The 22,067-nt window shown below is 68.7% G+C and carries 19 protein-coding genes; 11 read left to right on the top strand and 8 right to left on the bottom strand.

Annotated features, from left to right (window positions below):
* Positions 1–11: 11 nt before the first annotated feature.
* Positions 12–2,330 carry a CRISPR-associated endonuclease Cas3'' gene (locus tag JHL17_RS13555; protein WP_247893525.1) on the bottom strand — a complete coding sequence of 773 codons (2,319 nt, stop codon included), beginning with the start codon at positions 2,328–2,330 and terminating at the stop codon, positions 12–14.
* Positions 2,331–2,625: 295 nt separating this feature from the next.
* On the opposite strand from JHL17_RS13555, the gene JHL17_RS13550 reads away from it, so the two are divergent.
* Together JHL17_RS13550 and JHL17_RS13545 are read left to right on the top strand one after the other, a co-directional pair.
* Positions 2,626–3,021, top strand: a complete 396-nt coding sequence (locus JHL17_RS13550; protein ID WP_200193927.1) for a (R)-mandelonitrile lyase — start codon at positions 2,626–2,628, stop codon at positions 3,019–3,021.
* Between the two features lie 113 nt (positions 3,022–3,134).
* On the top strand, positions 3,135–4,160 hold the full coding sequence (locus JHL17_RS13545) for an ABC transporter ATP-binding protein (RefSeq protein ID WP_200193925.1): 1,026 nt from the start codon (positions 3,135–3,137) through the stop codon (positions 4,158–4,160).
* Between the two features lie 8 nt (positions 4,161–4,168).
* On the opposite strand, the gene JHL17_RS13540 is transcribed toward JHL17_RS13545, so the two are convergent.
* Positions 4,169–5,659, bottom strand: a complete 1,491-nt coding sequence (locus tag JHL17_RS13540; protein ID WP_200193923.1) for an AMP-binding protein — start codon at positions 5,657–5,659, stop codon at positions 4,169–4,171.
* Entirely contained in the window at positions 5,656–6,822 is a 1,167-nt protein-coding gene (locus JHL17_RS13535) for an acyl-CoA dehydrogenase family protein (RefSeq protein ID WP_200193921.1), read from the bottom strand. Before JHL17_RS13535 ends, JHL17_RS13540 begins: the two co-directional genes overlap by 4 nt.
* Before the next feature lie 223 nt (positions 6,823–7,045).
* On the opposite strand from JHL17_RS13535, the gene JHL17_RS13530 reads away from it, so the two are divergent.
* The 5 genes from JHL17_RS13530 to JHL17_RS13510 all read left to right on the top strand — a co-directional run bounded on the left by JHL17_RS13530 (position 7,046) and on the right by JHL17_RS13510 (position 12,096).
* Positions 7,046–7,888, top strand: coding sequence for a phytanoyl-CoA dioxygenase family protein (locus JHL17_RS13530; RefSeq protein WP_200193919.1), 843 nt, complete (start codon positions 7,046–7,048; stop codon positions 7,886–7,888).
* 5 nt (positions 7,889–7,893) lie between these two features.
* Entirely contained in the window at positions 7,894–9,021 is a 1,128-nt protein-coding gene (locus JHL17_RS13525) for an alcohol dehydrogenase catalytic domain-containing protein (protein ID WP_200193917.1), read from the top strand.
* On the top strand, positions 9,014–9,817 hold the full coding sequence (locus tag JHL17_RS13520) for an enoyl-CoA hydratase-related protein (protein WP_200193915.1): 804 nt from the start codon (positions 9,014–9,016) through the stop codon (positions 9,815–9,817). Before JHL17_RS13525 ends, JHL17_RS13520 begins: the two co-directional genes overlap by 8 nt.
* Before the next feature lie 115 nt (positions 9,818–9,932).
* Positions 9,933–11,231 carry an ABC transporter substrate-binding protein gene (locus JHL17_RS13515; protein ID WP_200193913.1) on the top strand — a complete coding sequence of 433 codons (1,299 nt, stop codon included), beginning with the start codon at positions 9,933–9,935 and terminating at the stop codon, positions 11,229–11,231.
* Positions 11,232–11,367: 136 nt separating this feature from the next.
* Complete coding sequence (locus JHL17_RS13510; RefSeq protein ID WP_200193911.1) at positions 11,368–12,096, top strand: FCD domain-containing protein; 729 nt, start codon at positions 11,368–11,370, stop codon at positions 12,094–12,096.
* Between the two features lie 60 nt (positions 12,097–12,156).
* On the opposite strand, the gene JHL17_RS13505 is transcribed toward JHL17_RS13510, so the two are convergent.
* The 5 genes from JHL17_RS13505 to JHL17_RS13485 all read right to left on the bottom strand — a co-directional run bounded on the left by JHL17_RS13505 (position 12,157) and on the right by JHL17_RS13485 (position 17,615).
* A complete protein-coding gene (locus JHL17_RS13505; RefSeq protein ID WP_200193909.1) occupies positions 12,157–13,005 on the bottom strand; it encodes a hypothetical protein in 849 nt (282 codons plus the stop codon).
* Complete coding sequence (locus JHL17_RS13500; protein WP_200193907.1) at positions 13,002–13,901, bottom strand: CoA-transferase; 900 nt, start codon at positions 13,899–13,901, stop codon at positions 13,002–13,004. Before JHL17_RS13500 ends, JHL17_RS13505 begins: the two co-directional genes overlap by 4 nt.
* 127 nt (positions 13,902–14,028) lie before the next feature.
* Positions 14,029–15,042 carry a substrate-binding domain-containing protein gene (locus JHL17_RS13495; protein WP_200193906.1) on the bottom strand — a complete coding sequence of 338 codons (1,014 nt, stop codon included), beginning with the start codon at positions 15,040–15,042 and terminating at the stop codon, positions 14,029–14,031.
* Between the two features lie 54 nt (positions 15,043–15,096).
* The gene (locus tag JHL17_RS13490; protein WP_200193904.1) at positions 15,097–16,104 is read right to left on the bottom strand and encodes an ABC transporter permease; all 1,008 of its coding nucleotides are present in this window, start codon (positions 16,102–16,104) and stop codon (positions 15,097–15,099) included.
* Entirely contained in the window at positions 16,101–17,615 is a 1,515-nt protein-coding gene (locus JHL17_RS13485) for a sugar ABC transporter ATP-binding protein (protein ID WP_200193902.1), read from the bottom strand. The genes JHL17_RS13490 and JHL17_RS13485 overlap by 4 nt, the downstream gene beginning before the upstream one ends.
* 132 nt (positions 17,616–17,747) lie before the next feature.
* Between JHL17_RS13485 and JHL17_RS13480 the strand changes: the two genes are divergently transcribed.
* The 4 genes from JHL17_RS13480 (at position 17,748) to JHL17_RS13465 (ending at position 22,008) form a co-directional block, all read left to right on the top strand.
* The gene (locus tag JHL17_RS13480; protein WP_200193900.1) at positions 17,748–18,935 is read left to right on the top strand and encodes a LacI family DNA-binding transcriptional regulator; all 1,188 of its coding nucleotides are present in this window, start codon (positions 17,748–17,750) and stop codon (positions 18,933–18,935) included.
* 143 nt (positions 18,936–19,078) lie between these two features.
* Complete coding sequence (locus JHL17_RS13475) at positions 19,079–19,984, top strand: CoA-transferase (protein ID WP_200193897.1); 906 nt, start codon at positions 19,079–19,081, stop codon at positions 19,982–19,984.
* Positions 19,977–20,807 carry a CoA-transferase subunit beta gene (locus tag JHL17_RS13470; RefSeq protein WP_200193895.1) on the top strand — a complete coding sequence of 277 codons (831 nt, stop codon included), beginning with the start codon at positions 19,977–19,979 and terminating at the stop codon, positions 20,805–20,807. Before JHL17_RS13475 ends, JHL17_RS13470 begins: the two co-directional genes overlap by 8 nt.
* A gap of 10 nt (positions 20,808–20,817) precedes the next feature.
* Positions 20,818–22,008 carry a CaiB/BaiF CoA transferase family protein gene (locus JHL17_RS13465; protein WP_200193893.1) on the top strand — a complete coding sequence of 397 codons (1,191 nt, stop codon included), beginning with the start codon at positions 20,818–20,820 and terminating at the stop codon, positions 22,006–22,008.
* Positions 22,009–22,067 lie beyond the last annotated feature (59 nt).

Genomic DNA, 22,067 nt, shown 5'->3' with positions numbered 1-22,067 from the left:
ATGGCTCTCCCTCAAAAGATGCTGGTTTCGAACCGCCGGAAGGTCGGATCTTCCCAATCCAGCCCGACGTCGGGGTGGTAGAGGTCGCCGTTGACCAGCGCGACGAACTGGTCGCCGAACTCGTCGCTCCGGATGCATTCCGCCGCCCCGGCCTTCACCAGGCCGGCCCGGGCCGCACGCGGAACCTGGACCAGATAGGGCTGCAGGTCACGGGCGATGCCCCCGGTTTTGTCCGCCGGTGCGTGGCGCAGGGCGTCGAGCAGGCGCGGGACGGCGTCCGGCTCCCCGGCCGGACGATAGGGAACGATCACCGGCACCAGCGGCGAGTCGATGATGCGGAACGCCTTGGCGATGTCGGCGAAGGGGAAGTCGTGCTTGGTCCGGTGCCGGCACAAGGCGGTCAGGATGCCGCGGATCGCGTCCGGCCCCTCCCCCACCTTCGCGGCGTCCAGATCCTCGTCGCCGCGCAGCCAATAGACCTGCTGGAAATAGGCGCGCAGCGTGTCGAGAGCCAGCGGGTCGTCATGGGTGCGCAGCACGTCGGCGGCGGTCCGGGCGAACAGCGCCAGCTCCGCCGGCGGCCGATGGCCCTCGTTCTCCGGACTGGTGAAGACGAAGACCCGGCCCAGCTCCGGCAACTCGCCGTTCCGGTTGCAGCGGCCGGCTGCCTGGGCGATCGAATCGAGCCCGGCCATCGCCCGGTAGACGGTGGGAAAGCTGAAATCCACCCCGGCCTCGACCAGCGAGGTCGCGACCAGCCGCACCGTCCGGCCAGCCTTGAGATCCTCGCGGATGGCCGCCAGTTCCGCCCTCCGGTGCTTGGCGCACAGGCTGGTCGACAGGTGCCTCGCCCCGTCGGCCCCGGCGATCCGGCGGAGCAGGTCGCGCGCATGGCGTCGGCTTTTGACGATGCACAGGGCCTGCGGTTCGTCCAGCAGCCGGTCGGCAAGCGCCTCGTCGGACAGGGGCTCGGCGATGGTGGCGACCGTCACCCGCTTCAGGCGGCGGTACAGCTCCGGCGGGTCGGGCGCCAGTTCCCGCACCTTGTCGAGACCGTTCCTGAAGCCGGCCTCCACCGTCACCGCCGGCTGGGTCGCCGTACACAGCACCACCGAGCTGCGATAGCCGCGCGCCAGCTCGCGCAGCGCCTCCAGGCATGGCCGCAGCATCGTCAGCGGCAGGGTCTGCGCCTCGTCCAGGATCACCACCGATCCGGCGATGGCATGCAGCTTCCGGCACGCCGATGGGCGGTTGGAAAACAGGCTTTCGAAGAACTGCACCGCGGTGGTGACGACCACCGGCCGATCCCAGTTCTCGGCGGCCAGCCTCAGTTTCTTGGCACCGTCCTTGCCTTCGTCGTCATTTCCCTTGTCGGGGGTGCCGCCGTCCGCCGGCCCGAAATCGAAGCCGCTATGGTGTTCGAGCACGGCATCGTCACTGCCCAGGGCCTTGCGGAAGACCGCCGCCGTCTGTTCGACCACGGAGGTGAAGGGAATGACATAGATGACCCGGCGCAGCCCATGCCGAACCGCATGGTCCAAGGCGAAGGCCAGCGACGACAAGGTCTTTCCGCCGCCGGTCGGCACCGTCAGGGAGAACAATCCCGGCTCGTCCCCTGCCCGCGCCCGAACCGCCGCCAGCACCTCCGACCGCAGGGTATCGACCGCTCCGGTCCGCCCGTCGAACTCGGCCAGATGCGCGTTCAGCCGGTCGCGAAGATCGGCGACGGTGAGCGCGCATCCCCGCTCGACCTTTTCATTGCGTCGCTCCGCATAGAAGCGCTCCGTCTCCAGCCGGTCGGCGTCCACGAGGCAGGAGAACAGCATGCGGATCAGGAAGGCAGCGGAGAACTCATGGGTGAAGCCCGCCGACAGCACCGGCGCGGCGAGAGCGACCGCCGCCGGCGCGACGTCGAGGTCGGGCGTCAGGCGGCTGGCCGGCAGGGGTGCGGCGGTCCCGGCCGCCAGCCGGTCCTTCAGCGCCGACAACCCGCCACCGGCGACGGCGCCGTTGGCGAGCCCGGCATGATGGCCGGCGATTCCATAGGCCATCATTCGGCCGAACGGCGCCGGGTATCTGCGCTCGGCGAGGACGGCCCCGGCGGTGGAATGGTCGACGCTCGGTCCTTGTCCGCGGATGTAGGCTTGGAAAGCGGCCTGCAGCTTGCCGATGTCGTGGAGCGCCCCCATGGCGCAGGCAAGCTCGCGGCCGCCGAAGACGGCTGCGAATTCGCCAGCCCGGCCGGCGACCGCGGTCAGGTGGGCCGGCAGGGGCTCCCACCACTCCTCACCCTTTCCGGGAACCGAATGCGCATAAATCATAGAGTTCATGACGTCGCCGGCGATCAATCACAGCTCCAGGCTGCCAGTATGATTTTTGATCATAATTTAAGCAACGCCTGTGGCGAGTCATCTCGTCGCACCGGACGTGTCCTCACGCATCGCACAACTGAGGAGATGACTTTCGGGTTCGGTGGTCATCGATCGGCGCCGTGCGGCACCGGCAGTCCTAAATGCGTTTCATAACGCCATGCACCGTCGGGGGACTGATCGCGGGCCGCTGCGTCCCCTAACTTCCTTCGCTGCACCACCGCCCCAAGCGGGCAATGTCCGGAGGATAGAAACCATGGAGATCACGCGCGTCGGCTCGCAGCCATCCGCCAAGGGACCGACCGACTGGTTCACCGGCACCGTCCGCATCGACCCGCTGGCCCAACCCCACCCGCCGGCCCGCGCCGCCGCCGCCAGCGTCACCTTCGAGCCCGGCGCCCGCACCGCATGGCACACCCATCCGCTGGGACAGACGCTGATCGTCACCACCGGCTGCGGCCGCGTGCAGCGCGATGGCGGCCCGATCGAGGAGATCCGGCCCGGCGACGTCGTCTGGTTCGCGCCGGGCGAGAAGCACTGGCACGGCGCCTCGCCCACCATGGCGATGACGCACATCGCCATCCAGGAACAGCTGGACGGCAGGGCCGTCGACTGGATGGAGAAGGTGACGGACGAACAGTACGGCGGCTGACGGAGCCGTGCCGCCGGCGATCTTGATGCACGTCAATGCTCCGGAACGGCCGGCGGATAGCCTTATTCCACCCATGGCGTGGGCTATGGAACCACTCCCTCGGGAGACGGCCGATGGCGCTTCCGTTGAGCGGCCATACTTCGGACAGGGCGGCCGACGGAAGCGCGGCCGCCGCGAGGAATTGCGGCCGGCCGCTGCCGGCGTCGATCACCGGCTATGTCTGGCACCACAGCGGGAAGCATCAGGCCGGGCTGTCGATCCTGTCCGTCATGGTCTTCCTCCTGAGCATCTGGCCGCTCGAGATCCAGAGGCGCATCGTCAACGATGCCATCTCGTCCGGATCGCTGTCGGCGATCGCCTGGCTGTCGGCCGCCTATTTCGCCATCGCGCTCCTGGAGGGAGCGCTCAAGTTCGTCCTGAACCTCTATCGCGGCTGGGTCAGCGAAACGGCGGTTCGGCATCTGCGCAGGACGATCCTTGGTTTGGCCCGCCGCGGTCCACGGCAGCGCGCCTCGCGTGAAAAGGAGGGCGTGGAAATCGCCCTGGTCCTGTCGGAGGCGGAACCGATCGGAAACTTCGTCGGCATCAGCCTGTCGGAACCCCTGCTGCAGATCGGCATCCTGGTCAGCGTGCTCGTCTACATCGCCCATCTGCGGCTGGAATTCGCGGCGGTGAGCGTGCTGGTGTTCCTGCCGCAGATGATCGTCGTTCCGCTGATCCAGCGTGCGATCAACCGGCGGGCCGCGACGCGCATCCGGACGCTGCGCGGCATCAGCGCCGGCATGGTCGACGGCGGTGCGGCGACCGACGACCGGATGCAGACCGCACGCATCGACAGCGTGTTCGCGCTGAACATGGGCATCTACACGCTGAAGTTCGGGATGAACTTCCTGATGAACCTGATGAACCACCTCGGCGTCGCGGTGGTGCTGGGCATCGGCGGCTGGTACGTGGTCCGCGGACTGGTCGATGTCGGTGCGGTCGTCGCCTTCGTCTCCGGCCTCGCCAAGATCGTCGATCCCTGGGGCGACCTGATCAACTGGTTCCGCGAAGCCACGGTCAGCAGCGTGAAATACCGCCTGATCGAGAGCGCTGCCCGGCAGATCGCCGCCGGCGGAGCGGCGGACCACTCCGCCTGACACCGACGCTATCCCTTGTGCCGCCCCAAATCCACCACATCGGCACCCTGGCCCTGCAGCAGATGGCGCTGCACCTTCTGCGTCGCCGTCTTCGGGATCTCCTGCCGCGTCTCGACGAAGCGCGGGATCATGAAGGCGGGGATGCGGCCGGCCAGGAAGGACGCCACGTCCCGGGGATCGAAGCCGGGACGGGGAACGACCACCGCCTTGATCTCCTCGCCCAGGATGTCGTCCGGCACGCCGACGACGGCGCAATCCTGCACGGCGGGATGCTTCAGCAGGGCGGTCTCGATCTCCGCCGGGGCGATCATCTCCCCGGCGCGGCGGATCAGCTCCTTCATGCGGCCGTCGAAATGCAGGAAGCCGTCGCTTTCCATCATGCCGCGGTCGCCGGTGTGCAGCCACAGGTTCCGCGTCGCCGCCACCGTCGCTTCGGGCTTTCTCCAATAGCCGTCGAACATCAGGCCGGGGCGGCCCGGCCGGACGACGATCTCGCCCTTCCCGCCGGCAGGCAGCGGGTTGTCGTCGGCATCGACCACGCACAGCTCGGTGTCGGGACGCGGGGCGCCGACGCTGCCGAACTTCGCCGATCGGGCGGTGTTCATCGACACCCAGCCGCCGGTCTCGGTCATGCCGTACAGCTCGCGCACGGCGATGCCCAGCCGATCCTCGATCTCGCGCCAGACGCCGTGCGGCGCCCCGCCACCGACCGCCCAGCGCAGCGAATGGGCGCGGTCGGGTTCGGCAAGCCGCTTCGCCAGGATGCTCAGCACCGTGCCGACATAGGTGAATCCGGTGGCGCCGTAGCGCCGCGCGTCGTCCAGCAGCCGCGAGGCGGAGAAGCGCGGCAGCAGGGCCAGCGCCGCCCCGACCCGCAGGCAGGACATCACGCCGTACATCTGGGGGTTGGCATGGAACAGCGGCAGGAACAGCAGGATGCGGTCCTCGGCCATCAGTTCCAGCGCCGCCGCCATATGCTCGCCCGCCAGCTCGTAGCAGGCGTTGGGAATGACCGCCCCCTTCGGCAGGCCGGTGGTGCCGGAGGTGTAGAGGATGGCGTTCGCCGTGCCGCCGGGCAGCGCCAGGCGGCGGCGCGGCGGCACCGAGGCGGGAGGATCGCCTTCGAAACTTTCGTCCATCGCCAGCAGCGGCGGCGCGGAGGCGGGCAGCGCCGGGCGGAACTCCTCCTCGACGATCAGCAGCGAGGCCTCGCTCTGCTCCAGCAGGTAGCGCAGCCCCTCGCCGACCAGCGCGGTGTTCATCGGCACGGCGATGGCGCCGAGTTCCGACAGGGCGAACCAGGCGACGAGGAAGCCGGGGCGGTTGCCCACCATCATCGCCACCGTCTGCCCCGGTCCGACGCCGAGGCCGGACAGCCGGTCGGCCGCATCGTCCACCAGCGCCGCCATGGCGCCATAGCTGATCGTCCGCTCGCCGAACAGCAGGAAGGGACGGCCGGGCGTCGCCGCGGCATGGGCGTAGAGCGCGTCGGCGATCACGACAGGCCCTCCCGCTGGTCGTTCACATGCTGCTGGAGGCGCTTGGCGATGGTGTTCTTGAGGATCTCCGACGATCCGCCGGCGATCTCATAGGCCTTCGCGTCGCGCAGATAGCGTCCGAAGCGCGCGGATTCCATGACGCCGTAGGCGCCGCAGATCTGCACCGCGCGGGAGGCGGTGTCGGTGGCGACCCGGCTGGCCAGCAGCTTGGCCTCGCTGCCGAAGCGGGCGATGTCGTCATGGTCGTCCAGCTTGCGCGCGGCGGCGTAGGTCAGCAGGCGGGCGGCGTCGATCTCCGCCAGCATGTCGGCGAAATACCATTGGATTCCCTGGAAATCCAGGATCTTGCGGTCGAAGGCACTGCGCCCGGCGGCGAAGGACAAGGCGCCGTCGAAGGCGGCCCGGGCGATGCCCAGGCTGATCGCCGCGGCCATGGTGCGCGAATAATCCAGCGTGGTCACCGCTTGGCGCACACCCTTGCCCTCGACCCCGATCAGATGGTCGGCGGGAAGCGCCACCCGGTCCAGCACCAGATCGACATGCGGGCCGTTGCGCAACCCGAAGGTCGCGGCGTTCGGCCCTTCCTCGGTCGAGACGCCCTCCATGCCGCGGCGGACGAAGAAGGACGAAACCCCGATTTCCGTCTCTGCCAGGATCACATAGGCCTCCGCCGCCGAACCGGAGGTGATGAAGGACTTGCGGCCGGTCAGCACCCAGCGGTCGCCGTCGCGCACCGCCTTGGTGTCGAGGCTGCGGATGTCGCTGCCGTGGTTGGCCTCGGTCAGGGCGTAGGAAGTGATCAGCCCGCGGCCGAATTCCGGCAGGACCGACCGTTTCAAGCTGTCGGCGCCGAACAGGCGGATGATGGTCTGGGCCTGCAGGATGGTGATCAGGCTGATGCCGACGGCGGCGCTGGCATAGGAGGCCTCCTCGAACAGCGCCGCGCAATGGGCGAAGCCCAGGCCGCGTCCGCCGAATTCCTCCGGCAGGGTCAGGCTGGTATAGCCCTGGCCGGCCAGCGCCTTGATCGCCTCGACGGGATAGACGTCCTCGCGGTCGACCGCATCGGCATCGGGCTCCACATGGTCGGCGACCGCGCGTCTCAGCGGGTCGAGAAAATCGGGCTCAACCAGATCGGTCCACAAGCTTGCCCGCATCGGCATCGGCCGCATCCTCCCTTCAGGTTTTTTGTCCGCATCGGCGCCGATCCACGGTTTCCGGCGGGAAATGCCCCGCGGGGCGCGCCGGGCGCTCTCGTCCCCGGACATATTTGTTCGATGAACGGACCGTTGACGTTTTCCATTGAACACGCCGTCATACGATAATATGCTACCGATATATCGGCTGTACATCAACAATATCTTCAATCCGGACCGGGAGGACGCCATGAGGCTGACCGATGCGCAGATGGCCGCCTATGAGGAGCAGGGATATCTGGTGTTTCCCGACCTGGTGTCGCTGGAAGAGGTGGAAATCCTGCGCCGCGACCTGATGCGGGTGACGGGGATCGAGAATGAAGGGGTGATCCGCGAGAAGAGCGGCACCGTGCGCACGGTGTTCCGCGTGCATGACGAACTGAGCCCGACCGCCTCGCCGCCCTTCCAGGCGCTGGCGACGCTGCCGCGGGTGATCGATCCGGCGCGCCAAGTGCTGGGCGACGAGCCGGTCTATGTCTACCACACCAAATGCAACCTGAAGGACGCGATCGACGGTGCCATCTGGCAGTGGCACCAGGATTACGGCTACTGGAAGACCGACGGCGTCGACCGGCCCGACATGACCACCTCGCTGCTGATGCTGGACGAGGCGACGGAGATCGGCGGCTGCCTGTACTTCATCCCCGGCAGCCACAAGCTGGGCCGGCTCGACCCCGAGATGGACGAGACCACGACCTCCTACAAGCTGTGGACCGTGCCCAAGGACCAGGTCATCGACATGATGCGGCGCTTCGGCGATCCGGTGGCGATCACCGGCAAGCCCGGCACCGTGGTGCTGTTCCACCCGAACATCGTCCACGGGTCCGGCCACAACATGTCGCGCCATTCGCGCTGGCACATCTACACCGTCTACAACCAGGTCTCCAACCGGCCGCACGGCGTCGAGAATCCCCGGCCCGAATGGGTGGTGGCGCGGAACTGCGAGGCGGTGGCGACCGGCAGCGACGACGGCATCCTGCGCCGGGCCGGCAGCGACGCCGATATCGGCCGCCAGCGGCCGGCGGCGGAGTAGGCGGGATGGCGGGACCGAATCCCCCGGCGACGTTCCGGGCGGCGGTGCTTCGCGAAACCGGGGCGCCGCTGTCGATCGAACCGCTGACCCTGGCTCCGCTGGAGCCGAACGACGTGCTGATCCGCATGCATGCGGCCGGCCTCTGCCACACCGACCGCGAGGCGATGACCGGGGCCTTCGCGGTGCCGGTGCCGGTGGTGCTCGGCCATGAGGGCGCCGGCGTGGTCGAGGCGGTGGGCTCCGCGGTGCAGCGGGTGCGGCCGGGCCAGCATGTGGTCTGCACGATCTACGCCGCCTGCGGCCAATGCTATTACTGCCGCCACGACCAGCCGATGCTGTGCGACATGGTGGTGCCCAACCATCGCGCCGCCACCCTGTCGGCGGGCCGCAAGCGGCTGCGCGACGCCGCCGGGGTGGAGGTCGGCCATTTCCTCAGCGTCTCGTCCTTCGCCGAATATGCCGTGGTGCCGGAGGCGGCGGCCATCCCGGTGCCCGACGAGATGCCGTTCGACCGCGCCTGCCTGCTGGGCTGCAGCGTCATCACCGGCGTCGGTGCGGCGCTGCGCGTCGCCCGCGTCGGCTTGGGCGACAGCGTGGTGGTGGTCGGCTGCGGCCCGGTCGGGCTGAACGTCGTCCAGGGCGCAAGGCTGGCCGGTGCCGGGGCGATCATCGCCGTCGACCGCCGTCCCGACAAGCTGGAGCGCGCCGCCGCCTTCGGCGCCACCCACACCATGCTGGGCGGCGAGGATCTGGCCGCCCGGGTGCGCGCGATCACCGGCGGGCGCGGCGCCGACCACGCCTTCGAAGCGGCGGGCGTCATCGGGTCGCTGCAGGATTCGGTGGACTGCACCCGGCCCGGCGGCAGCATCACCATCCTGGGCAAGACCGATCCTAACCGGCTGGTCGAACTGCGCTTCGGCTCGATCAGCGGCGAGCGGCGCATCCTGCGCTCCAGCCTGGGCGGGGCGAAGGCGGCCGACGACTTCCCCGCCTATGCACGGGCCTATCTCGACGGCCGCCTGCGGCTGGACGAGCTGATCGACCGGCGCCTGCCGCTCGACTCCATCAACGAGGCCTTCGAAGACGTGGAGCGCGGCGACGTGATCCGCGCCGTGGTGGTGATGCATGAATGACGACGATGGCGAGACGGGCGGCACCGTCCGGCTGGAGCGCCGGGGCGCCGTCGCGATCCTGACGCTGGACGCGCCGAAGACCCGCAACGCGGTCACCGACCCGCCGGTGCTGGAACCGCTGCTGGCGGCGCTGGCGGCGGTGGCGGCGGACCGGTCGCTGCGGGTCCTGGTGGTGACCGGGGCGGGCAAGGCCTTCAGCGCCGGCGGCAACATCCACGACATCCGCGACCGCCGCGGCATGTTCGGCGGCCCGGCCGACCAGGTGCGCAACGCCTATCGTGCCGGGGTCCAGCGCATCCCGCGCGCCATGGCCGAGCTCGAGATTCCGGTGATCGCGGCGGTGAACGGCGCCGCCTATGGCGCCGGCTGCGATCTGGTCTTCATGTGCGACCTGCGCATCGCCGGGGAATCGGCGCGCATCAGCTCCAACTTCGTCAAGCTGGGACTGATTTCCGGCGACGGCGGCCTTTGGTTCCTGACGCGGGTCGCCGGACCGGCGGTCGCCGCCGAGATGGCCTTCACCGGGCGGGCCGTCGGGGGAGCGGAGGCGGCAGCCCTGGGGCTGGTGTCCCGCGTGGTCCCGGACGCCGAGCTGATGCCGATGGCGCTCGCCCTGGCGGAGGAGATCGCCGCCAACCCGCCGGAGGCGGTTCGGATGACCAAGCGCATGCTGCAGCAGGCGGGCCGGGTCGATCTTTCCACCATGCTCGACATGGCGGCGGCCCTGCAGGGCATCTGCCATGCCGGCGAGGAATCCCGCCTCGCCATCGAAGCGGCGACGAAGCCGGTCTCCTGATCCATCGCCATTGCAGCCTCGACCATTCCAGCCGTCGCAAGGGCCGGCATCCAACGACCGGCCCGCCATGACGGCTTCCGACAACCAGACGATCACGCAAAGGGAGGGACGCCCCATGAAGACGCTCGTATCGCGCGGGTTCCTGGCCGCCACGGCCGCAGGCATCGCGCTGACCTTCGGCACGCTGTCGGGGTCCGCCACGGCCCAGACCTCGACCACGCAGACGCCGGCCGCCCAGGCTCCCGCCGCCGCCGCCGCGACCGGCCCGATCCGCATCGGCGTGCTGACCGACCTGTCCGGCTCGCTCGCCGACCTCAGCGGCAAGGGCAGCGTGGAGGCGGTGAAGATGGCCGTGGAGGATTTCGGCGCCTCCGTGCTCGGCCGTCCGGTGGAGGTGCTTGCCGCCGACCACCAGAACAAGGCCGACATCGGCGTGCAGATCGCCGCCGACTGGTACGACAACAGGAACGTCGAGGTGGTGATCGACCTGCCGAATTCGGCGGTGATGCTGGCGATCCAGGAGCTGACCCGGCGCAAGAACAAGATCGTCTTCGGCACCGCCGGCGGCTCGTCGGACTTCACCGGAAAGGCCTGTTCGCCCAACGGCATCCACTGGGTCTACGACACCTATGCGCTGGCCGCCGGCACCGGGCGGACCATGGTGAAGCAGGGCGGCGACAGCTGGTACTTCATCACGCTCGACTATTCCTTCGGCCTGTCGCTGGAGCGTGACACCGCCGCCTTCGTCACCGGGGCGGGCGGCAAGGTCCTGGGTTCGGCCCGCCATCCGCTGAACAGCGCCGATTTCTCCTCCTACCTGCTGCAGGCGCAGGCCAGCGGCGCCAAGGTCATCGGGTTGGCCAACGCCGGCGGCGACCTGATCAACACCGTCAAGCAGGCGGCCGAGTTCGGCATCACCAAGCAGGGCCAGAAACTGGCCGGGCTGCTGATGTTCCTGTCCGACATCCATGCGCTGGGCCTGGAGACGGCGCAGGGGCTGGTGCTGACCGAAGCCTTCTACTGGGATCAGAACGAGGAGACCCGCGCCTTTTCCAAGCGCTTCTTCGACCGGACCGGGCGCATGCCGACCATGGTCCAGGCCGGCGATTACGGCGCGATCACCCATTACCTGAACGCGGTGAAGGCGGCCGGCACCACCGACGCGCCCACCGTGATGAAGACGATGCGCGACACGCCGATCAACGACTTCATGACCAAGAACGGCCGCATCCGCGAGGACGGCCGGGTGATACGCGACATGTACCTGTTCGAGGTGAAGAGCCCGGCGGACTCGAAGGGCAAGTGGGACTATTACAAGCAGCTCGGCGTCATCGCCGCCGCCGACGCCGCCCGCCCGCTGGCCGAGAGCGAGTGCCCGCTGGTCCGCAAATCCGCCGACGCCGGCAAGCAGTAGGCGCACCGGCCGGTTCGCGGCGCCTGCGCCCGCTTGCGTCCCCCGCCCCGGCGCGCTAAAGCCAGGGTCGACGGACGCGAGCGGGCGTCGGATCGGGCCGGGATCGGGACCGGCGGCAAGGGACGGGGGCGACAGGGTGACAGAGCCGGCCAGTCAGCGGATGGGGCAGCAGGCGGCAGCCCAGACGGGAGCCCAGTCCGAAGCCGGATCGATGGCCGACCAGGCCTATGCCGCGATCGAGGAGCTGATCGTGTCGGGCACGCTGCCGCCGCGCAGCTTCGTCTCGGAGAAGCAGATCAGCACCCAGCTCGGCATCGGCCGCACCCCGGTGCGCGAGGCGCTGAAGCGGCTGGAGTTGGACGGCATGGTGACCATCGTCCCGTCGCGCGGGATCATGGTCACCGAGGTCGACGTGAAGCTCCAGCTCTATGTGCTGGACGTCCGGCGCGAACTGGAACGGCTGATCGCCCGGCGCGCCGCCCGCTACGCGCTCGGCCCCGAGCGCGAGCGCTGCCGCGCCATCGCCGGCGAGATGCTGGAGGCGGCGCGGGCCGGCGACGGCATGCGCTTCATGCACCTCGACCAGGAGGTGAACCAGCTGCTCGACCAATGCGCCCGCAACCCGGTGGCGACCCAGACCATCCGGCCGCTGCGCTCGCTGTCCCGCCGCTTCTGGTTCCAGAACTATCACGCCCATATCGGCAGCCTGGAGGACGGCGCCAAGACCCATTCCGACCTGATGCTGGCGATCCACCGCGGCGACGCGGAGGAGGCGGCCGCCGCCTCCGACCGGCTGATGGCCTATGTCGAAGCCTATGCGCGCGAAACCCTGCGCTACCCGTTCGACGGCCACGCGGCGCAATAGGAACGGCACGGCGGCCATGCCGCCGCGCCTCAAGTCGAGTCCGATCTTCCGCGGCCCGATCTATCCGATCCCGTAGCCGCCGAGCAGCACCCCCTTGGGATCGACATGCCGGCGCAGCAGTTCCAGTTCTTCCTGAGTCGGCACCGCGGTCAGCGGAACCCCGGCGCTGTCGACGTCGAACCCGGTCTGTTCAACAACGCGCTGCAGGTCGGCCTCGCTATGCACCGATCTCAAGCGGATGCGGCCCTTCTCCTTGTCGAAATCGAAGATGCATTTCGGCGTCACCACCCATTCCGGCCCTCCGTGGTGAAGACCCAGACGCCGTCGTCCCTCCAACCCACCCGGATAGCCGACACCGGACACGTAGTCGACCCGTTCCACGAAGTTGCGGCGCGCGTGGTGAGGCATCATCACATACTCGCGCCCGAACAGGGTCATGTGCTCGGGCTGGAGAATCGGCCCGACCAGCCGCACCTTCGGCCTTGTCGGATCGCCGATGCAGACGCTGTTGATGTTGCCGACCACGTCGACCTGGACGCCGGAGCTGAAGCCGAAATCGATGTCGCCGCGCCGGATCGACCACGGGCCCGGGTAGGTCATCATCTGGGCATCGCAGGGCAGGTCGCGCAGGGCGGCGTCGAATTCCGAATCCGGCATGACCGACAGCGACTGCAAATCCGGGTTGTGCGACCAGCCGGCCAGCAGGATGGTCAGGTTCGGCGCGTGCATCGCCTGGGCCAGCGCCATGGCGGCCAGCGGGATGGAGGTGCCGAACAGCGCTGCGGCGTCGCCGGTGACGAGGCCGGTGAACCCCACCTCGCCGTCGGAAAAGGACCGGGCGAGGCTGACGGCGATCGTTTCGGCCAGCGTCGGCGCGCCGGCCGACGGGGTGTGGTGCGATCCGCTCATAGCGTGTCGAGCTCCGTCAGGGCGCCCAGCCGCTCCGCCCCGATCCGCTCCAGATAGGCGGCATGGTCGGCGGGGGCATGGACATAGCGGTCGATATAGGCGGCGAACCCGTCCGGGTTGGCCGAGGCGGCGACATAGTCCCGGAAATGGGCGTCGTCGGTGGCATAGCGTCCGAGGACGGCGGTGGGATGCGCCCCCCAGGGAGCCTCCACCACCAGCCTGGTCTTGTAGGCCGGGATCTGGACCTGCTCGGCATGGCGGCGCACCAGGGCGCGCGGCACGATCTTTTCCACCGTGACGATCACGGTGTCGCAGCCACGCGCCATGATGACGTCGAGCCCCTGCGGCAGCAGATGGCGCCGCGGCAGGATGACGTTGCCGCGCTCGTCGGCGGCGATCGCATGCAGGACCACGACCTCCGGATCGGCCGGCGGCACCGCCTGGAGGCTCCGCCCGGTGATCGGGCAGGTGAAGATCCTGATGTCGGGGTTGCGGGCCAGCACGTCGGTGCCGCCCAGATAGTCGCAGGGCCAGAAGGTGAGGTTCTCCTGGCTGGCGCGGAAGCGGTCGAAGCTGAGGACTTCGGGGTAGTCGACCACCTCGATCCGCTCCTCCTCGACGGCGCGGCGGAAATTGGGGGCCAGCCCGTATTTCTCCAGCCCGACATAGGAGGTCTCGACCCGCTTCAGGCAGCCGGCGCCGGCCAGCAGGTCGACCTCGTTGCCGTTGACCGTGCCGACGACCGTAAGGTCGCGGCGGCCAGCGCGGATCAAGGCGCGGACGACCGCCATGGGGTGCTGGTAGATGGCGAAGCCGCCGATCGCCAGCCGCGTCCCGTCGGGGATCAGGGCGACGGCGTCGGCGATGCTTCCCACCTTGGAAGTGCTTGGTGTCACGGCAGGGATTCCGGTGCGGTGAATGGTGCGGCGGGCAAGGCCGGGCGACCCCGGCGGTGGCGGGGCCGCCGGCCGAAGCCGGCCGGAGCGAAGCCGGCCGGAGCGAAGCCGGTCAGAGCGAAGCCGGTCAGAGCGACAGGCGCGACGGCAGGACGCGGCGCTTGCGCGTCTCCGGGTCGTACCACTCCAGCACGTTCTCCTTGGTGATCATCGGCGATTCGAAGGCGATGGTCTTCGGGATCGGCTTCTTCTGGAGGATGCGCACTGCCGCCTCGACGCCCTCGACGCCGAACGGAAGATACTCCCAGACGGCATCCAGGGTGCCGTTGTGGATGGCTTCCAGCGCCTCCGGCGTCAGCCCGTCGAAGCCGGTGAAGAACATCGACTTCTCGCGGCCGAACTCCGCGGCGGCACGGACCGCGCCCAGCGCCATGTCGTCGTTGTGGCTGTAGACCGCGTCGATCTTGGGGTTGGCCTGCAGGGCGTCCTCCATGCCGCGGATCGCCTGCGTCCGGTCGTAATTGGCCACGACGTGCGACACCACCTTGATGCCCGGGTGCTTGTCGATGACCTCGCGCCAGCCGCTGCCGCGCTGCTGGTTGATCAGCGATCCCGGCTTGCCCTCGATCTGCACGACGCTGCCCTCGCCGTTCAGCTTCTTGACGTAGTATTCGCCGGCCTTGCGGGCGGTACCGATCATGTCGGTCGACAGCAGGCAGTTGAAGTCGACTCCGGCCGGCAGGGGGGAGCTGAGCACCACGATCGGGATGCCGGCCCGGTTGATCTCCTGCACCGCCGGCCGGATCGCATCGGCGTAGTAGGTGGAGATGATGATGATGTCGACGTTGCGGACCAGCAGATCCTCGATGTCGCGCACCTGCTTGGCGGGCTGGTCGTTGGCGTCGTAGACGACGGTCTTCATCCCGTATTTGGCGGCGGTGTCGACGACGCCGCGCTGCATCTGCTTGATCCACTCGGTGTTGGAGAACGACATGGTGAAGCCGATGGTCTTGCCCTCCACCCCGGTCTCGCCCCAGGCGGTCCGGTTGACGAAGGGAAGGGCGGCGGCGGCGGCCAGGCCGGCGGACCCGACCTTCAGCAGCTCGCGGCGGCCGGGCATCCAGATATCCTTCTTCGACATGATGCGTTTCCTCGTTTTATTGTCGGTTGAGTCAGGGGACGGCTGTCCGACCTGCTACTTGCGCTTGCGCCACTCGCTGACCACGACCGCCAGGACGATGATCACGCCCTTCAGCAGCATCTGCGAATAGGGGGAGATGTTCAGCAGGTTCAGCACGTTGGACAGGAAGGCCAGGATCAGGATGCCCAGCACGGTGCCGTGCACGCTGCCGACGCCGCCGTCGAAGGTCGTGCCGCCGATCAGCACCGCGGCGATGGCGTCCAGTTCGAACAGGGTGCCGCCGTTGGGCTCGCCGACGGTCAGGCGGCTCGCCATCACCACCCCGGCGAAGGCGGCCAGGACGCCGCTGATGCAGTAGACCAGCACCTTGTTGCGGTCGGCGTTGATGCCGGACAGCCGCGCCGCCTCCTCGTTGGCGCCGACCGCGTAGATCGAGCGGCCGAACACCGTGTAGCGCAGCACCCAGGCGGCGAGCGCCCAGATGGCGATGAACACCACGACCGGCACCGGCACGGGGCCGAGATAGCCCGAGCCCAGCAGGGTGAAGGCGTCGCTCGGCTGCTCGACCGCGATGTTGCTGCCGCCGGTATAGACGAAGACGAGGCCGCGGGCGAAGATCATCATGCCCAGCGTGGCGATGAAGGGCTGGAGGCGCAGCATCGTGATCATCAGGCCGTTGACCAGCCCCAGGAACAGGCCCGAGGCCAGCCCGATCGCCGCCGCCGCCAGGATGCCCTGGTCGGCGAAGGAGGCGGTCAGCGCCGCCGACAGGCCGACCAGCGAGCCGACCGACAGGTCGATGCCGCGGTTCAGGATCACGTAGGTCATGCCCACCGCGACGATGCCCACCATGGTGGCGCCGCGCAGCACGTTGAAGATGTTGCGGGTCGAGAAGAAGTAGGGCGACAGCGCCGAGGCCACCAGCAGGATGACGATCAGGGCCAGCACGTTGCTGTACTGGACGAGAAAGCCGGTCCAGTTGACGGAACGGCCGGCGGTTGCGGGTTGCGGCGCGGCGGGGCCCGTGGCGGGCGCGGCCATCGGCTGGGACGGTTCGGTCATGGCTGCAGCTCGTGGGAAGAAGGGTTGGCCGGAAGGGCGAGCGCCAGGAGGCTTTCCTCGGTCGCGTCGCGTCCGTCGACCTCGCCGCTGAGCCGCCCGCGCTCCATGACGAGGACGCGGTCGCTCATGCCGAGGATTTCCGGAAGTTCGGACGAGATCAGGATGACGGACTTGCCCTCGCGGGCGAGCTGGTCGATCAGGCGGTAGATTTCGGTCTTCGCGCCGACGTCGATGCCCCGCGTCGGCTCGTCGAAGATGATGGTCTGCACCCCCTTGATGATCCAGCGCGCCAGGATGCACTTCTGCTGGTTGCCGCCGCTGAGGAAGCGGATCTGCTGGTCCGGCGACGGCGTGCGGATGTTCAATCGTTTTATATAATCGAGCGCAATGCGCCTCTGGCTGGATTCTCGGATGACGCCGGCGCTGGCGACCGCCTCCGGCGTCACGCAGGTGATGTTCTCCTTCACCGGCAGCGGCATGAACAGCCCGTCCCGCCGGTCTTCGGCGATGTAGGCGATGCCGAGCGCGATGGCGTCGGCCGGGTTGCGGATGCGCGCCGGCTGGCCGTTCACCAGGATCGAGCCGCCCTTGAGCGGATCGGCACCGAAGATGGCGCGGGCCAGTTCGGTCCGCCCGGCGCCGACGAGGCCGGCGACGCCGACCACCTCCCCCCGATGAACGCGGAAGGAAATGTCGGTGAAGCCCCGGCCGCTCAAGCCGCGCACCTCCAGGGCGACCGCGCCGGCCCGGCGGTCCTTGCCGGGAAAGCGGTCACCCAGGCTGCGGCCCACCATCAGCGACAGCATCTCGTCCTTGCTGGTCTCACTGACCAAGCGGTCGGCGACCTTGCGGCCGTCCTTCAGCACCGACACCCTCTGCGCGATGCGCAGGATCTCTTCGAGATGGTGGGAAATGTAGATGAAGCTGACCCCGGCAGCCTGCAGGTCGCGCACGATGCCGAACAGCAGGTCGACCTCGACCGGCGTCAGGCTGGCGGTTGGCTCGTCCAGAACGATCAGCGCCGACTCCGATGCCAGTGCCTTGGCGATCTGCAAGAGTTGCCGCTCCGCGATCGACAGCCGCTCCGCCGGGGTCGTCGGCTCCATCGCCAAACCGACCCGCCGCAGCAGCGTCCGCGTGCGCTCATGCGCTCGCTTCCAGTCGATGGCGCCGAAGCGTCCACGCGGCAGATGTCCAATTAAAACGTTTTCTGTAACGTTGAGTGCGAGGCACAGCTTGGGTTCCTGATGAACCATGCTGACGCCGTGGGCGAGCGCCGCATGCGGATCGGGAAAGGCGACGGGCGCGCCGTTCAGCGCGATCTCCCCGGCATCAGGCTGGTAGATCCCGTTGAGGATCTTCATCAGCGTCGATTTACCGGCACCGTTTTCTCCAATCAAGGCAACCACTTCGCCCTTGCCGACGGTAAGGTCGACCCCGTCCAGGGCACGCACGCCGGGAAAGCTCTTGGAAATGCCTGTCAGTCGTAGCAGGGGCGCCGAATCGCGCATCGCTCCCCTCCCTTGTTTTCGGTTGTGCTTGTCGCTGGCGGGCCGGATTGTGGTGCCGGCTTATTGTTTTTTCGCTTGCAGTCAGGAGCTAAAACGTTTTTAATTTGGTTCGCAAGCATTTTTTGGTGGGGCATGTCCAGAAATCGACCTCGCGAAGAACAGGCCAATGGACAGGGCGACGGCGTTCCGGGAAACGGGGCGACGGCAGTTAGAACGGCGGCCAACGGAACGGCCGCGGCGCCCGCATCCGGTGCCCGGCCGACCATCCTGGATCTTGCGGCGCTGTGCGGCGTCTCCCCGGCGACGGTGTCCAACGCGCTGGCCGACAAGCCGAACGTGAAGGCCGAGACGCGCGACCTCGTGCGCCGCAAGGCGCGGGAGATCGGCTATCACGCCTCGTCGGCCGCCCGCGGCCTGCGAATGGGACGGAGCTGGTCGATCGGGCTGGTGGTGGGCGACATTGCCAACCCCTTCGTGCCGGACGTCGTCCGCGGGGTGGAGGACGTGGTCTGGCGGGAACGCAAGAACCTGATCCTCTGCAACACCGATTTCCAGGCGGAGAAGAAGACCGCCTATGTCCGCTCGCTGCTCGACAAGCAGATCGACGGCATGATCGTGCTCTCCCAGATCCTCGACGCCCACGACATGGAACGGGTGGCGGCTGCCGGCATCCCGCTCGTCACCGTCAACCGCCGCGCTCCCGATTTCAGCACCGATTATGTCGGCATCGACAACCAGTCCGGCGTGCGCATGGCGGTCGACTATCTGGTCAGCCTCGGGCACCGCCGCATCGCCTTCGTCAAGGGGCTTTTCCGCTCCAGCTCCGCCGACGACCGCTTCGCCGCCTTCCAGGCGGCGGTGCAGGCGCACGGGCTGGACGGCGATCCGTCACTGGCGGTCCAGGGCGACTACAGCATGGAATCCGGCGACAGCGCCGCGCGCAGCCTGATGGCGCTCTCGCAGCGGCCGACGGCCATCCTGGCGGCCAACGACCTGATGGCGCTCGGCGCGCTCGGCGCCCTGCACGACCTCGGCATCCGCGTTCCGGCCGACGTCTCGGTCGTCGGCTTCGACAACATCCAGCTCGCCGAGCACCCGCTGCTCAACCTCACCACCATCAACCACCCCAAGCGGGAAACCGGGGATGCCGCCGCCCGCCTGCTGCTGCAACGCATTGCCGGCGATCGCACGGAGCCGCCGCGCTCGGTGGTGCTGAAACCGTCGCTGATCGTGCGCGGCACCACGGCACCGCCGCAGGCCGTGCCGAAACCGCGCCGTCGCAGACCGGCTGCGGCGCGCGGAACCGCCGAAGGCGGCTGACGCGCGACACCGCGGCCCATCGCCCTCACACCGTTCTTCCAGCGCGGCGCCCGCCGCCGCGCATCGCTTCCGCTTGACCGCTTCCACTCGATCATGTCCGGCCGGCCGTCGGCCGCCGGCACAACCAACGCGAGACATCGACCGTGAAAGAGAAACTGGCAACCCTGGAGGAGGCGCTCGCCCCCATCGCGTCGGGCAGCACCCTGGCGCTCGGCGGCAGCCTGCTGCGCCGGCAGCCGAATGCCGCGATCCGCTCCCTGATCCGCCGCGGGATCAAGGATCTGACGGTGCAGAGCTGGGCAGCGACGACGGCCACCGACATGCTGGCCGCCGCCGGCGCGATCCGCCGCTTCGAGGGCATCTATACCGGCATGTTCAGCTACGGCCTGGCGCCGAACTTCCGCCGTGGGGTGGAAGGCGGGGCCATCGCCGTGCGCGACTTCTCGGAAACCGCCATGGTCGCCCGTTTCCGCGCCGCGACCCAGGGGTTGGCCTTCCTGCCGATCAAGACCCTGCTGGGGTCCGACATCGCCCGCCACAATCCTGAGCAGATCCGTCCCTTCTCCTGCCCCTTCACCGGCGAGCCGCTCCAGGCCGTCGCGGCGGCGAAGGCCGACTTCACCATCATCCACGGCTATGTCGGCGACAAGTACGGCAACGTGCAGTGGCCGATCGTGCGCGACAGCGACGACATCGACCAGATGATCGCCAGCGCCGCGACGCGCCTGATCGTGACGGTGGAGAAGATCGTCCCGCACGAGGAGATCAAGCGCCGCCCCACCCTGACCTACATCCCCGGCAACTGGGTCGAAGCCATCGTCGAGTTGCCCTACGGCGCCCATCCGGCCGCCTGCGACGGCCATTACGACGAGGACGACGTCCACCTGACCGGCTATCTGGAGCGCAGCCGCACGCCGGAGGGGGCGCAGGCCTATCTCGACGAGTATGCCCGCTCCGTGCCCGACCACGACGCCTATGTCGCCAAGGTCGGCGGCCTCGCCGCCCTGGAGGCTCTCGACGTCCCGAACCGCGAGCAGACCCATGCCTGAGAATAAAATCGATTTATCTTCTGATGCGGCTGCGACGACGAACGAGATCGTCACCGCCGCCATCGCGCGGGAAATCCGCGACGGCGACCTCGCCTTCGCCGGTGTCGGCACCAACGGCCGGGCCTTCACCCTGGCGGTGGGCATCCCGCTGACGGCGGTGCGGCTGGCCCAGATGCTCCATGCGCCGTCGGCCTCGGTCTATTGGGGCAACCTGCTGGAGCCGGATCTGTCCAGCATGCCGGCCGACCTGAAGCAGGACAGCTTCACCCGCTGGCAGGCCGCCGCCTGCCCGTCGGACACCGGCGTCAAGTGCGACATGCTGGCCCGCCGCGCCTTCGACGTCTGCTTCGACTCCGCCGCGCAGATCGACCGCTTCGGCAACCTGAACATCACCGCCATCGGCGATTACCGCGATCCGAAGGTCCGGCTGGTCGGCTGCCTCGCCCAGCCCGAGCATTTCGCCTTCGTTCCCCGCCCGATCGTCGTGGTCGATCTCGACCGCCGGGTCTTCGTCGAGGCGGTCGACTTCATCACCAGCGTCGGCCACCTGCGGGGCGGCCGCAGCCGCGAGGAGGCCGGGCTGTCCGCCGGCGGACCGCAGCTCGTCGTCACCGACAAGGCGATCTTCGACTTCGAGCCCGGCAGCAGGCAGATGCGCCTGCGCTCGCTGCACCCCGGAATCACCGTCGAAGAGGTGTGCGACCTCATGTCCTTCCGCCCGGCCCTGCCGGAGCAGCTTCCCGCCACCCCGCTTCCCAGCGCGCAGGAACTGGATCTCATCCGCCGGGTGATCGATCCCAACCGCGTCCTGCTGCGCGTCTGAGGTGACCCCCATGCCTGGACCCCTCGATGGACTGAAGGTCCTCGACCTGTCTCGCTTCATCGCCGGCCCGCATTGCGGGATGATGCTGGGCGATCTCGGCGCCGACGTCGTCAAGGTCGAACGCCCGCGACGCGGCGACGACACCCGCGCCCTGGAACCCCAGGTCGAAGGCGAGAGCCTGTACTTCATGGTGTTCAACCGCAACAAGCGCAGCATCACCCTGAATTTCCGCGATCCGCGCGCCCATGGCCTGCTGCGCGAGATGGTGAAGCAGGCCGACGTGCTGATCGAGAATTTCCGCCCCGGCACCATGGAGAAGATGGGCTGCGGCTGGGAGGATCTCCACGCGATCAACCCGCGCCTGATCATGGCCCGCATCTCCGGCTACGGCCAGCAGGGGTCGATGGCGGCGGAGCCCTGTTTCGACGGCATCGCCCAGGCGACCTCCGGCCTGATGGAGATCACCGGCGATCCGGACGGCCCGCCGACCATGGGCGGGACCTTCCTGGTCGACTACGCCACCGCGCTCTACGCTTCCATCGGCATCCTGGCCGCCGTCGAGCACCGCCACAAGACCGGCAAGGGCCAGATGGTCGACGCCAGCCTGATGGGCAGCGCCGTGTCGATGCTGGTCACCGCCATCCCCGAGCAGGCGATGCTCGGCCGTTCGATGTCCCGCGTCGGCAACCGCGACCGCTACTCGGCGCCGGCCCAGACCTTCCGCGCCGCCGACGGCGTCTGGCTGCACATGGTCGCCGGAAACGACGCCCATTTCCCGCGGCTGACCCGGATCATGAAGCGGCCCGACCTGCTGGAGGATCCGCGCTTCGCCACGCTGGAGGCGCGGATGCGCAACATCCCCGCCATCGAGGCCGTCGTCGGCGACTGGATCGCCGGCCTTCCCGCCGACGAGGTGGTGACCCTGCTGCGGCAGGCCGAGCTGCCGGCGGCACGGATCGCGACCCTGCCCGACCTGCTCGCCAACCCCTACATGCGCGAGGCCCGGCAGATCGTCGAGCTGCAGCATCCGAAAGCCGGCACCGTCACCACCCACGGCCTGACCGTCCGTCTGTCCGACTCGCCCGGCGAGATTCGCCACCCCGCCCCGGTGCTGGGCCAGCACACCGACGAGGTGCTGGGCGAATGGCTGGGCATGACCCCGGCGGATGTCGGCGCCCTGCGCGACGGCGGCACCGTCTGACCGCCGCCATCCGGACGGCCGTCCACGCCCCCTAACTAAAACGATTTATCGAATCACTC

This window comes from Azospirillum endophyticum, assembly GCF_016595245.1.
Taxonomy (GTDB): Bacteria; Pseudomonadota; Alphaproteobacteria; order Azospirillales; family Azospirillaceae; genus Azospirillum; species Azospirillum endophyticum.
The sequence above is the reverse complement of the archived record's forward strand: the minus strand, read 5'-3'. Positions and strand labels throughout refer to the sequence as shown.